Here is a 12,820-nt window from a genome sequence, read left to right as displayed (position 1 = left end):
AGCCGCAGCCCGATGTTGTACTTCCCGTCGGCGTCCCGCTCCAGCGCGCCCCAGTCGGTCAGCCGCTTCACGATCCGATGGCAGGTGGCGATCGGCAGGCCCGTGCGCCGGGAGATGTCGGAGAGCGACTGCCGCACCCGGCCGCCCTGGAAGGTCCCGAGGATCGCGAACGCCCGATCGATCAGGGACCGTGCACCGTCGTCGGTGTCTTCCCGCGCCATCGCCATCTTTCCATTATCCGGAAGACCCGCCCCGGGACCAAGGGTTCCGCATCCGGATCCTCCCCGCCTGGGGGTCCGCCCGGCATGCGTCCGGCACGCGTCCGCACCTGTCCCCGCGTGCGTACGATGTCGGCGAGCTCGTCGCGGCGGTGACCGGCACCAGTCCCGTCTCCGCCGTCGGTGCTGCCGCGATCGATCTGGCACCCGCGTGGGCGAAGGACACCGCCATCGCCCTGTTCGGCACCGCCGACAAGATCGCACTCATCATCGGGGTGATCGTCGTGCTCCTCACCGTCGCGATCGGCGCGGGTCTCCTGGAGCGGCGCGTGCCGCCGTGGGGTCGCACGCTCCTCGCGCTCCTCGGCCTCGTCGGGGTCGCGGCTGCCGTCACCCGGGCGGACGCGGGCATGCTGTCCTGGCTGGCACCGCTCGCCGCGGCCGCCGCCGCGATGTTCGCGCTCGCTCTGCTGCTCCGCCGCGCGCCCGCCGCGTCGGAGCCCGCTGTGTCCGAGCACGCCGTGTCCGAGCCCGCCGTGTCCGAGCCCGCCGTGTCGGAATTCAGGCTCAGCGACCCGGATTCGGCCTCGGCGGGCCCCGACCCGCGTCTGCGCCTGAATTCCGACACGCAACCGGACCGGCGGACGTTCCTCGTGTGGACCGGGGTCGCGGCAGGCATCGGCGTGCTCGCCGCGCTCGGCGGCACCGCCCTGCGCGCCGGCAGCCAGGCCGTCGCGACGATCCGCGACACCCTGCGGCTGCCGGCTGCCACGAACGCGGTCACCGTGCCCGCGGGTGCCGAGCTCGACGTTCCCGGGCTGTCCCCCCTCCTCACCCCGAACGCCGACTTCTATCGCATCGACACCGCACTGTCGGTGCCCCAGATCGATCCGGCAACCTGGAGCCTCCGGATCCACGGTCTGGTGGCACAGGAGGTCACCCTCAGCTGGGACGAGCTGCTCGCGCTGCCGCTGGAGGAGAGCATCACGACCCTCGCGTGCGTGTCGAACGAGGTCGGCGGCGACCTCATCGGCACGGCCGCCTGGCTCGGCTACCCGATCCGGGAGCTCCTCGCCCGGGCGGCTCCGGATGCGGACGCCGACATGGTCCTGTCCACCTCGCAGGACGGGTTCACCGCCGGCACCCCGCTCGAGGCCCTCAGCGACGAACGGAACGCGATCCTCGCTGTCGGCATGAACGGGGAGCCGCTGCCGCTCGCGCACGGGTTCCCGGTGCGCATGGTGGTGCCGGGGCTGTACGGCTACGTATCCGCGACCAAATGGGTCGTGGACCTGGAGGTCACCCGGTTCGCCGATGCCCGGGCGTACTGGACCGACCGCGGCTGGTCGGAGCGCGGTCCCATCAAGCTCGAGTCCCGCATCGACGTGCCCCGGCGCGGCGCGAACGTCGCCGCCGGGGACACCGTCATCGCCGGCGTCGCCTGGCAGCAGCACCTCGGGGTGGCCGGCGTCGAGGTGCAGATCGACGACGGCGTCTGGCTGCAGGCGACGCTGGCCACCGCGATCTCGGACGACACCTGGGTGCAGTGGATGCTGCCGTGGCGGGCCGCATCCGGGTCCCACACGATCCGCTGCCGCGCGACGAACACCGACGGCGACACGCAGACCGCGGCCCTCGCCCCACCCGCCCCGGACGGGGCGACCGGCTGGCACACGATCCAGGTGTCGGTGGGCTGACCCCGCGGACGTCAGGCCTGCAGGACCACCCGGAGCTGCTCGACGGCCCAGTCCAGCTCGGTCGCCCGGATGACCAGCGGCGGCGCGATGCGGATCGTCTGCCCGTGCGTGTCCTTCACGAGGACGCCCCGGCCGAGCAAACGCTCGGCGACCTCGCGCCCGGTGCCGACGGCCGGATCGATGTCGATGCCGGCCCAGAGGCCCGCGATGCGCACCGCGGTGACGCCGTGCCCGACGAGCGTCTGCAGCGCCGCATCCAGGTGCTCCCCGAGCGCGCGGGCGCGCTGCTGGAACTCCCCGGTCGACAGCATCTCGACGACCCGGAGGCCCACGGCGGCTGCGAGCGGGTTCCCGCCGAAGGTCGAGCCGTGCTCACCGGCGCGGATGACACCCAGCACGTCCCGGTCCGCCACGATCGCCGAGACCGGCAGGATGCCGCCGCCCAGCGCCTTGCCGAGCACGTAGATGTCGGGCACGACATCCTCGCGCTCGCAGGCGAAGGTGTAGCCGACCCGGCCGAGGCCGGACTGCACCTCGTCGGCGATGAACAGCACGTTCCGCGCCGCGGTGACCTCGCGGACGCGGCGGAGGTAGCCCTCGGGCGGCACCACGACACCGGCCTCGCCCTGCACCGGCTCGAGCAGCACGGCCGCGGTGTTCTCGTCGATCGCGGCCTCGATCGCCGCGGCGTCGCCGAATGGCACGTGCACGAAACCGGGGCCGTAGGGTCCGAAGTCGTCGCGCGCCGTCGGGTCGTCGCTGAAGCCCACGATCGTGGTGGTGCGACCGTGGAAGTTCCCGTCGGCGACGATGATGGTCGCCGCATCCGCCGCCACGCCCTTGACCCGGTACGCCCAGGCCCGCGCGGTCTTGATGGCGGTCTCGACTGCTTCGGCGCCGGTGTTCATCGGCAGCACGAGGTCTTTGCCGCAGAGCTCCGCCAGCGCATCGGCGAACAGCCCCAGCTGGTCGTTGTGATAGGCGCGACTGGTGAGGGTGAGCCGGCCGAGCTGCTCCCTCGCGACCGAGACGATGGCCGGATGCAGGTGCCCGAAGTTCAGCGCCGAGTAGGCCGAGAGCAGGTCGAGGTAGCGCTTGCCCTCCACGTCGGTGACCCAGGATCCCTCAGCGCGGGCGATGACCACCGGCAGCGGGTGGTAGTTGTGCGCGAGGTGGGCCTCTTCGGCGGAGATGATGCCGATGGTCGCAGTGTCCAGACGCGGGGACGTCATTTCAGGTTCTGCCTTCCGGTGCGCAGTTCCAGCGTGCAGCACTTGATGCCGCCGCCGCCGAGCAGGAGCTCGGAGAGGTCGAGGGGGACCGGCTCGTAGCCGCGCTCGCGCAGCTGGGCGGCGAAGCCGGTGGCCCGGGGGGAGATGAAGACATGCAGCCCGTCGCTCGCGGCGTTCAGCCCGAAGACCGCGCCATCCTCGTCCGACACGTGGATGGCATCGGGGAAGCGCTCCGCGAGGACCGCCTGGCTGGCGGCGTCGAACGCGTTCGGCAGGTAGGCGATGTTGGCGTGCTCGACGGCGCCGGGTCCCTGCACCGGGTCGAGCACGGCGATGGCGGTGTCGAGGTGGTAGAACCGCGGATCGGTGAGGGTGAGCGAGATCACGTCCCGACCGAACACCTCGCCCACCTCGCGGTGCGAGTCGCCGGTGGAGCGGAAGCCGGTGCCGGCCAGGATGACATCGCCGACGAGCAGGAAGTCGCCCTCGCCCTCGTTGGTCTCGACCGGCTCGACCACGTCGAACCCGTTCGCGGCGAACCAGTCCATGAAGGGGCCTTCCTCACCGGCACGCTCGGCGAACCGGAACCGCGGCCCGTAGGCGATGCCATCGATCGTGAAGCCGCCGTTGGCGGTGTAGACCATGTCCGGCAGGCCCGGAACCGGATCGATGAGGAGCACCTCGTGGCCGAGCGCCACGTACGCGTCATACAGCGTCTGCCACTGGCGGACCGCAAGGTCCGTATCGGTCGGGTTCGCGGGCACCATCCACGGGTTGATGGAGTAGCTGACCGTGAAGTGCTCCGGCCGGCACATCAGGTAGGTGCGGTGCTGGGCAGTGCGGACGGGCGCGAACGAATCGGGCGCGGTCGAGAGGGACAAATCGGCTCCTTCGGCAAGCGGCGGACGCTGTCCTTGAGGCCCGGCGGAGCTGTCAGAAGCCGACGACCCGGGCACGCCGCATCCATTGTCGCATGCGCCGGCGCGCAGACGCGGAAACGCGCGCGCGGACGTCGAGTGGTTTCCCGGGCGTACGATTCCGTTTCATCGGGCAGCCGTCGCGGCCCGCTCCATCCGCACCGCCGACCGCTCGGAGTTCCATGTCCGATACCGCTGCTCCCGCATCCGCCCAGCCGGTGATGACTCACCGCGCGATCCTGCTGGTGATCTTCGGCCTGATGGCGGGCATGTTCCTCTCGGCCCTGGACCAGACGATCGTCGGAACCGCGATCCGCACGATCGGCGACGACCTGCACGGGCTCAGCCTGCAGGCGTGGGTGACCACGGCGTACCTGATCGTGTCGACGATCTCGACGCCGCTCTACGGCAAGCTGTCCGACATCTTCGGCCGCCGGCCGCTGTTCCTCCTCGCGATCCTCATCTTCATCGTCGGCTCGATCCTGGCGAGCTTCTCGCAGTCGATGGTGGAGCTGGCGGTGTTCCGTGCCATCCAGGGGCTCGGCGCGGGCGGCCTCATGTCGATGCCGCTCGCGATCATGGGCGACATCCTCGCGCCGCGCGAGCGCGCCCGGTACCAGGGCTACTTCCTCGCCGTGTTCGGCGTCTCCAGCGTCATCGGCCCCCTGGTCGGCGGGCTCTTCTCCGGCGCCGACCAGATCCTGTGGATCGCGGGGTGGCGCTGGGTGTTCCTCATCAACGTGCCGATCGGCGTGCTGGCGCTCATCATCGTGCTGCGGTTCCTGCACATCCCCCACCACCCGCGCGACTCCGTGCGCATCGACTGGTGGGGCGCGACCTTCGTTGTCGTCGCCCTCGTGCCGCTGCTGCTCGTGGCCGAGCAGGGCCGGGAGTGGGGGTGGGATTCGCCGCTGTCGATCGCCTGCTACGTCGTGGGCGCGATCGGCATCGTCGTGTTCATCCTCGCGCAGCGGGCGATGGGCGACGATGCGCTCATCCCGCTGAAGCTGTTCCGCTCGTCGACCTTCTCGATGGCCACGGTGATCGGCGTGCTGGTGGGCTTCGCGATGTTCGGGGCGATGCTCACGATCCCCCTGTACCTGCAGCTTGTGCTCGGCGCGACGCCGACCGAGAGCGGCTTCCAGATGCTGCCGATGATCCTCGGGCTCATGATCGCGTCGATCGCGAGCGGTCAGATCATCGCCCGCACCGGGCGGTACCGCATGTTCCCCATCCTCGGCACCGCGTTCCTCAGCGGCGGCTACGTCTGGCTGAGCTTCCTACGGTACGACGGGTCGTACTGGTTCCTCGCGGGCGCCATGCTGCTGCTCGGCCTCGGACTCGGCCAGCTGATGCAGACCCTCACGATCGCGAGCCAGAACTCCGTGGGCCTGCGCGACATGGGCGTCGCCACCAGCGCGTCCACGTTCTTCCGGCAGATCGGTGGCACGCTCGGCACCGCCGTGCTGCTGTCGCTGCTGTTCACGCTGGTGCCCGCCGGCATCCAGACCGCGTTCGGCGACAAGCCGACCCTCACCCAGGCACTCGACGCCGCCCTCGACCCGGAAGTCGCGGACAGTGCGGCGAACAAGGGCATCATGACGGCCGTGTACGCACCGATCGTCGGCGGGATCACGGATGCGGCGACGGCGAACGCGCAGTCCGCAGTCGACCAGGCGCGGGACGCGGCGACCCAGGCGGTCGCCGATCAGGTCGCGGCCGGCCGCATCCCCGCATCCGCCCAGCAGGCGGCGACCGACACCGCGGTCGCGGAGGCGCAGGCAGCGGCGACCGCCGCGCTCGCGACCCAGCTGCCGGTCGCGCGCGTCGCGGCCGACGGGACGGTGACGCTGGACTTCTCGGATGCGGCGGATCGCCAGGCCTTCATCGACCAGGTGGTCCCGGAGGTCGAGGATCAGCTCGCCGGGTCCGGGGAGTCGAGCGGCGTCGATTCCAGCGTGCTCGATGACACGTCGTTCCTCGCGGGTGCCGACCCGCGACTGTCGAAGCCGATCCTCGTCGCCTTCAACGACTCGACCGTGACGGTCTACCGCGTGGCGCTCGGCGTCGCGCTGCTCGCGTTCCTGCTGTCGCTGTTCTTCCGCACGCCGCCGCTGCGGGCGAAGTCGGCGCTGCAGGAAGCCGCGGACGACGACGCCGCGATCGCCGCGCAGACCGCGGCGGCCGAGGCGGGCGCGCTCGTCGGCCCCGACACCGGGCCGATCCGCACCCGCGCCTGACGCGTCCCGGGTCCGGCGTCCGCGAGATGGGTTCTGCGAGCGCCGGGGACCGGCTCAGATGACCTCGGCGGACCAGGGGTCGGGGTTGCCGAACCGGTGGGCGGTGATCGCGATCACCTGTTCGTGCAGGAACGGCAGCAGCTCGATCCGCCCCGCTGTCGTCACCGGGTTGGCGTAGACCGCGAGGTCGGGGTCCCCACCCGTCACGGTCGCCAGCGCGTCGTGCAGCACCGCGACGGCGCTCGCCTCGCCGATCAGCCGCGCGCGCGGCGGGCGTGGGGATGCGGCATCGGTCATGCGCTGCAGCCACTGCTCATCCGTCTCCACCGAGACCGCGACGCCGGCGTCGCCGATCGCACGGCGCACCACCGACGGCAGGCCGTCCGCGGTGCTCAGCAGGAAAGTCGCTCCCGCCCGGATACCGGCGACGACGACCCGCAGCACCTCCGGCAGCTCTGCGCCCGCGACGGCGCGGACGGCGACGTCCACCGGGCGGTAGCGGAACAGGTTCCGTTCGATCTTCAGGTGCGACGCGTCCTTCACCTGGCCGAATTCGCGGTCCCACTCCACCGCATCCGACAGCGCAGCCCGGCGGAGCCGCTCGAAGCCCTCGTAGTCCATGGCGGGCTGGGCGGCCTCGATGAGCGACGTGATCCGTGAGTCCAGACCCCGCAGGTGCAGGGTCGGCGAGGGAGCGCCGGACGCGGTGGGCCGCCACGAGCCGAGACCGACGAGGTAGTTCGGGCCGCCCGCCTTGGTGCCGGGACCCACGGTGGAGCGCTTCCAGCCGCCGAACGGCTGCCGCTGCACGATCGCGCCGGTGATGCCGCGGTTGACGTAGAGGTTGCCGGCCTGGACCTCGTCGAGCCAGAGCCGCAGCTCGTCCGGGTTCTGCGTGTAGAGCCCCGCGGTGAGGCCGTAGTCCACGGCGTTCTGCATCTCGATCGCGGCAGTGAGCGACGGGGCGTGCATGATGCCGAGCACGGGACCGAAGAACTCCTCGCGGTGGAATCGGGAGCCGGGCTGCACCCCGGTGCGGATGCCGGGGGTCCACAGCCGCCCCGCGTATTCCGGGTCGGTGTCGAGCTCGCGGGGTGCTACGAGCCATTTCTCGCCGACCTCGAGCGTGGTCAGCGCCCAGCGGAGCTTGCCCTGCGGCACCTCGATGACGGGACCCACCTCGGCCTGCGGATCGGTGGGCGGGCCGATGCGGAGAGAGGTGACCGCATCCACGAGCTGGCGCGCGAACCGCGCGGACCGGCCGACGGGTCCCACCAGGATGGCGAGGGATGCGGCGGAGCATTTCTGCCCCGCGTGCGAGAAGGCGCTGCGCACCAGGTCGCCCGCCGCGAGGTCGAGGTCGGCGGAGGGGGTGATGATCATCGCGTTCTTGCCGCTGGTCTCGGCGAGGAGCGGCAAGTCCGCGCGCCACGACCGGAACAGCGCGGCGGTGTCCCAGGATCCGGTGAGGATCACCCGATCGACCCCGGGGTGGGCGATGAGTTGCTGGCCGAGTTCGCCCTCGTCGAGGTCGACGAGCCGGAGGATGTCCCGTGGCACCCCGGCGTCCCACAGGGCTTCGGCGATGACGGCGGCGCAGCGCCGGGCCTGCGGGGCGGGCTTGAAGATGACGCCGGACCCGGCGGCGAGCGCCGCGAGCACGCCACCCGCGGGGATCGCCAGCGGGAAGTTCCACGGCGGGGCGACGACCGTCACCCGGGAGGGCTCGAACACGGCGCCGGGGACCCGGTCGAGTTCCCGCGCGGTGGCGGCGTAGTAGTTCGCGAAGTCGACGGCCTCGCTGACCTCCACATCGGCCTCGGCGAAGATCTTGCCGGTCTCGGATGCGGCGACCTCGATGAGCCGGCCGCGCCGCTGCTCCAGCGACCGCGCCGCGGCCTGCAGCACGACGGACCGGTCGGCGGCGGGCAGGGCCCCCCAGGTCACGGCACCGGTGCGGACGCCCGCGACGATGCGTTCGAGGGTGTCCGGGTCGGTCACCCTCGCGGCGTCGATCGTGGCGTCCCCAGCGGAGGAGGTCTCCACCGCGGCGAGGATGCTGCGTGCCCACTCCCGGTTCTGCGGCAACGCCGGGTCGGAGTCGGCCGTGTTCCGAAACCCCGGCGCCCCGGTGGCGCGCTCCCCCGACTCACGGGGCGAGTACACCGCGGTCTCGACGAACTGAGCGCCGCCGAACACGACGCGGACGTCGGGTTCCTCCTCCGCCGCGGCCGCGGCGATGCCGAGCACCGCCTGCGTGAGCCCCTGCTCGGCGTCCGTGGGGGCCGCGTCGCGGAGGATCGCCGGCTCCGACGCGGTCGTGCCGGTGCGGTCCTGGGTGCGTCGCGGACCGGTGCGCAGCGCCGCATCCGCGGACCGGGCGACGGAGGCGAGGAACCGGTCCCGCTCGCGCTGCCACAGCGACGGGTCATCGGCGAGATCGAAGGCGGCGGAGAGGAAGTTGTCGCTCGAGGCGTTCTCCTCGAGCCGCCGCACCAGGTAGCTGATCGCGACGTCGAACTCGTCGGGCGCGACGACGGGGACGTACAGCAGCACGTGGCCGACGTCCGCGGTCACCGCCTGCACCTGGCCCTGCGCCATACCGAGCAGCATCTCGATCTCGATGCGGTCGCGGACCCCCCGGTCGCCGGCGAGCAGCCACGCGTAGGCGATGTCGAAGAGGTTGTGCCCGGCGACGCCGAGACGCACGGATGCGGCGTGCTGCGGCTCGAGCGCCCAGTCCAGGCACCGCAGGTAGTTCGCGTCGGTGTCGAGCTTGGTGTCGTAGGGGGCGATCGGCCAGCCGTGCATGACCGCATCCACCCGCTCCATGGCGAGGTTCGCGCCCTTGACCAGGCGCACCTTGATCTGCGACCCGCCCCGCTGGATGCGCTGGTGCGCCCACGCGGTGAGCTGCTGCAGCGCGGGCAGGGCGTCGGGCAGGTAGGCCTGCAGCACGATGCCCGCCTCGAGGCCGGTGAGCCGCGGGTCTTCGAGCAGCCGGGTGAACACCGCGATCGTCAGGTCGAGGTCGCGGTACTCCTCCATGTCGAGATTGATGAAGGTGCCGTCGGCCGCGGCGCTGAGGTAGAGCGGCAGGAGCCGTTCCACGACATCGTCGACGACCTCGTCGAACGCCCACATCGAGATGCGGGCGGCGATCGCCGACACCTTGACCGAGACGTAGTCCACATCGGGGCGGCGGATGAGATCGTGGATGCCCTCCAGCCGGCGGCGGGCCTCCTGCTCGCCGAGCACGGCCTCACCGAGCAGGTTGAGGTTGAGACGGGCGCCGGACGCGCGCAGCTTCGTGATCGCCGGGCCCAGCTTCTCCGGTCGGGCGTCCACCACGAGGTGCCCGACCATCTCACGCAGCGCCCGGCGCGCGATCGGCACGACGGGGGTCGGCAGGGCGGGTGCCACGGCGCCGCCGGCGCGAACAGCCGAGCGGAGGTACCAGGGCAGGAAGTCCGGGACGAGCGGGGCGATGCGGTTCAGCTGTGCGGCGGCGGCCGACAGGCTCTCGGGGCGCATCACGCCGTCCACGAATCCGATCGTGAAGGGCAGCCCGTTCGGGTCGCGGAGGACTCCCGCCAGGCGCTGCGCCGCCGCATCCGCCTGCACCCCCGACGCCTCCTGCACCCAGCGCTGGGCGCAGGCCACCGCCCGGTCCGCCAGGGACTCGGCGGGGTGCGGCTCGGGGGTTTTCACGGTGCGGTCGTCGGACACGTCGGCCATGCGATCAGCCTACGTCGGGGGCCGGTCGCTGGGCGGGATCCGCGGGGCGCGCGGGGCACGCGCCGCGACTCACTCCCAGATGCTGGGGGCGGGCGCCTTCGTGGGCGGAAGGGCGACGTCCTCGGCCCAGCGCGTCATCCATTCCTCCGGCTGTGGCACCTCGGCGGGGTCGGTGCCGAGGGCCTCGAACATCTCGGACATCCGCAGCACACCGCCGGAGCGGCGGAGGAACCGGCCGCGCACCAGCACCTGCGCGTAGATCTCACCGTCGACGACCGCGCGGTGCTCGATGTACACCGCTCGCTCATCGGCCGCGATGACGCGGGTCTCGACGTCGAACCGCTGCCACAGGTGGAGGGACTTCCGGTACGTGATGGTCTGGTTCGCGATCACGGGGTACCAGCCGTTCCGGGACATCATGTCCCAGATGCCGGTGCGCATGAGCAGGTCGAACCGGCCGAGGTCGAACAGCGACAGGTAGCGGCCGTTGTTCATGTGGCGCACCAGGTCGAGATCCGTGGGGAGGGTGGTGAGCCGGATGCGGCCGACGGTCAGCACATCCACGTCCCCCTCGCGGCGGTGTCGACGGCGGGATCGCCACAGAGTCAGCAGGGTGCGCCAGATCACGTTCACGGAGATGGATCGTACTGAGCGTGCATCCGCATCCGGATTCGTTTGTCGATCCCCCACAGTCCGGGCCCTCTCGGCGCCCCGTCCGGCCGCGGATCGGGGCGGATTTCCGGTCGGCGCGACCCCCGCGTAGAGTCTGCCCATGAACCCCGAAATGACCACTGACGTCATCGTCCGCCCCGTGCGCGACGTGGATGCCGAGGCCCTCGGTCGTGTCCACGCGCAGTGCTGGCACGAGACCTACGACCACCTGATCAGCAAGGCCGCACTGGAGCGGGTCTCACCGAAGAGACTTGCCGAGCTGTGGACGCACTGGGCCGCCCAGGGCCCGGATTTCCGGATGAGCGCCGCTCTCGTGGACGGCGAGATCGTGGGCTTCGTCGGCTCCGGTCCCGCCCGCGACCGCGACGCCCCCCGCAACCGCGAGCTGTACTTCCTGTACCTGCTGGATCAGTACCACGGCACCGGCCTCGGCAAGCGCCTGTTCGACGCGGCGCTGGAGCCCGGCGAGCCGGCCTACCTGTGGGTCGCGGAGGACAACCCCCGCGCCCACGCCTTCTACAAGCGGAACGGCTTCTCCCTGGACGGCGCGAGCCACACCGAGCCGTTCCTCGGCGAGACGCTGACCGAGGTCCGCTTCGTCCGCTGACGCGCGCCGCATCCGACGCCTCTGACGCTGACGCCTCTGACGCCGAGACTGCTTCTGGGCGCCGAGATTGCGGGGTTACTCCGCTGTTTCGGCGCCCAGAAGCAGTTTCGCGGCCAGGTGGGACTGGGTCAGCGCGCGGAGACGGTGCCGAAGAGCTTCGCGATCGGGGCGAGCACCAGCGGCCGGGCGGCCACCCAGGAGGCGGCGATCACGACCAGGGATGCCACGAAGATCCAGAAGCCGGCCCAGTTGACCACGTCCTGCGAGGCGTACATGTGGTTCAGGTTCCGCAGCGCACCGGTGGCGAACACCAGCGCGACGTGGACGATGATGAACCCGACGAAGTACAGCATCACCGGGAAGTGCACCGCGCGAGCCCACTCGATCGGGTAGGCCTTGTTGAGCGCGGTGGCGTTCTTCGGCCAGATCCCCGACATTCGGACGCCCGTGATCGCCGCGAGAGGCGCGGCGAGGAAGACCGTCGCGAAGTACGCCAGCTGCTGCAGCGCGTTGTAGTTGACCCAGCCGTTCTCGGTCGGCCAATCCAGCGACACATAATGCAGTGCCGCCGACACCGCATTGGGGAAGACTTCCCAGCTCGTCGGGACGATCCGCATCCACTGTCCGGTGACGAACAGCAGCACAACGAACACGACGCCGTTGACGAGCCACAGAATGTCGAGCGACTGGTGGAACCACAGTGACAGCGAGATCTTGCGGCGCGAGTTCCACCTCGGCGTCCAGAACGCGCTCGGGCGCTTGTCGTTTCGCACCTGCAGGCCGGTGCGGATGATGAGCACCATGAGGAACACGTTGAAGAAGTGCTGCCATCCGATCCAGCCCGGCAGCCCCACCGGCGCCGTCTCCGGCAGGTGGTATTCGCCGGGGTAGGTGCGGAGGAAGTCGCGGACGCCCTCGAGCGACACCAGCCAGCGGGTCGCGAGCACCACCATCGCGGCGGCGAACAGCAGCCCGAGTCCGCCGACGATGACGGCGCCGAGCCACTGCGCGCGCGTGAACGGGCCGTAGCGGGTCGGCTCGGGCGCGGGGCTCGGGTGCGTGAACGCGTACCGGCCGGCGGTGACGCTCGGCCGGAACGGCAGCGGCTGCGACAGGTCGGGTGCCGCGGACACCGGGGAAGGGACGGATGCGGCGACCGCCGTCTCGGTGGATGCGGCGGGGGCGGCGCCTGCGCTGGATGCAGCGGGAGTGGCGACGCTCGGCGCCGGCTGCTCCGCGGGCGCCGTGGCGACGTCCGCCCCCACGCCCACACGTGCCACAAAGGTCGCGGGCGGCCACGGCTCGCCACCGGCAACGCGCGGCAGCCCGCGGCGGACGGTCGGAGTCTCCCTGGCCTCGGCGGGCGCCGTGGTCGGGACCGCCGCGGAGGCAGCGGAAGGCGCGGAGGCAGCGGAAGGAGCGGGGGCCGCGGGGGACGTCGAGGCGGAGACCGGAGCGGAATCCGCGACAGGGACGGAGGCCGCCGGTGCGGCGGGCGC

General features: G+C 71.5%; 9 protein-coding genes. 3 read left to right on the top strand and 6 right to left on the bottom strand.

Translation table 11 applies throughout. From position 1 onward, the window contains the following. On the bottom strand, positions 1-227 hold a 227-nt coding region (locus NT132_RS09420; protein ID WP_297787740.1), incomplete at its 3' end, for a helix-turn-helix domain-containing protein. A gap of 101 nt (positions 228-328) precedes the next feature. Between NT132_RS09420 and NT132_RS09415 the strand changes: the two genes are divergently transcribed. After that, entirely contained in the window at positions 329-1,915 is a 1,587-nt protein-coding gene (locus tag NT132_RS09415; RefSeq protein WP_297787751.1) for a molybdopterin-dependent oxidoreductase, read from the top strand. Positions 1,916-1,926: 11 nt separating this feature from the next. Here the strand turns inward: NT132_RS09415 and rocD are convergent, their stop codons facing one another. Then, complete coding sequence (rocD, locus tag NT132_RS09410; RefSeq protein ID WP_297787737.1) at positions 1,927-3,147, bottom strand: ornithine--oxo-acid transaminase; 1,221 nt, start codon at positions 3,145-3,147, stop codon at positions 1,927-1,929. Further along, the gene (gene ddaH, locus NT132_RS09405) at positions 3,144-4,028 is read right to left on the bottom strand and encodes a dimethylargininase (RefSeq protein WP_366940389.1); all 885 of its coding nucleotides are present in this window, start codon (positions 4,026-4,028) and stop codon (positions 3,144-3,146) included. The genes rocD and ddaH overlap by 4 nt, the downstream gene beginning before the upstream one ends. Before the next feature lie 218 nt (positions 4,029-4,246). On the opposite strand from ddaH, the gene NT132_RS09400 reads away from it, so the two are divergent. After that, positions 4,247-6,304, top strand: coding sequence for a DHA2 family efflux MFS transporter permease subunit (locus NT132_RS09400; protein WP_297787735.1), 2,058 nt, complete (start codon positions 4,247-4,249; stop codon positions 6,302-6,304). Positions 6,305-6,358: 54 nt separating this feature from the next. On the opposite strand, the gene NT132_RS09395 is transcribed toward NT132_RS09400, so the two are convergent. Then, positions 6,359-10,042 (bottom strand): bifunctional proline dehydrogenase/L-glutamate gamma-semialdehyde dehydrogenase, encoded by a 3,684-nt coding sequence (locus tag NT132_RS09395; RefSeq protein ID WP_297787733.1) that lies wholly within the window; start codon positions 10,040-10,042, stop codon positions 6,359-6,361. 69 nt (positions 10,043-10,111) lie between these two features. Then, the gene (locus NT132_RS09390) at positions 10,112-10,675 is read right to left on the bottom strand and encodes an acyl-CoA thioesterase (RefSeq protein WP_297787731.1); all 564 of its coding nucleotides are present in this window, start codon (positions 10,673-10,675) and stop codon (positions 10,112-10,114) included. A gap of 139 nt (positions 10,676-10,814) precedes the next feature. Here NT132_RS09390 and NT132_RS09385 point away from each other — a divergent pair, with 139 nt between their 5' ends. Next, a complete protein-coding gene (locus NT132_RS09385) occupies positions 10,815-11,321 on the top strand; it encodes a GNAT family N-acetyltransferase (protein ID WP_297787729.1) in 507 nt (168 codons plus the stop codon). A 128-nt stretch (positions 11,322-11,449) separates the two neighbouring features. On the opposite strand, the gene NT132_RS09380 is transcribed toward NT132_RS09385, so the two are convergent. Further along, the coding region (locus NT132_RS09380; protein ID WP_297787727.1) for a cytochrome b/b6 domain-containing protein at positions 11,450-12,820 on the bottom strand (1,371 nt) is incomplete at its 5' end.

This window comes from Microbacterium sp. (assembly GCF_026393345.1).
In the GTDB taxonomy this organism is placed as follows: Bacteria; Actinomycetota; Actinomycetes; order Actinomycetales; family Microbacteriaceae; genus Microbacterium.
This window is presented reverse-complemented; position numbering and strand designations above follow the sequence as displayed.

Excerpts from the sequence above, each read along its gene's own strand:
- rocD (WP_297787737.1), bottom strand. The coding sequence starts at position 3,147 with ATGACGTCCCCGCGTCTGGACACTGCGACCATCGGCATCATCTCCGCC.
- NT132_RS09400 (WP_297787735.1), top strand. The coding sequence starts at position 4,247 with ATGTCCGATACCGCTGCTCCCGCATCCGCCCAGCCGGTGATGACTCAC.
- NT132_RS09395 (WP_297787733.1), bottom strand. The coding sequence starts at position 10,042 with ATGGCCGACGTGTCCGACGACCGCACCGTGAAAACCCCCGAGCCGCAC.
- NT132_RS09385 (WP_297787729.1), top strand. The coding sequence starts at position 10,815 with ATGAACCCCGAAATGACCACTGACGTCATCGTCCGCCCCGTGCGCGAC.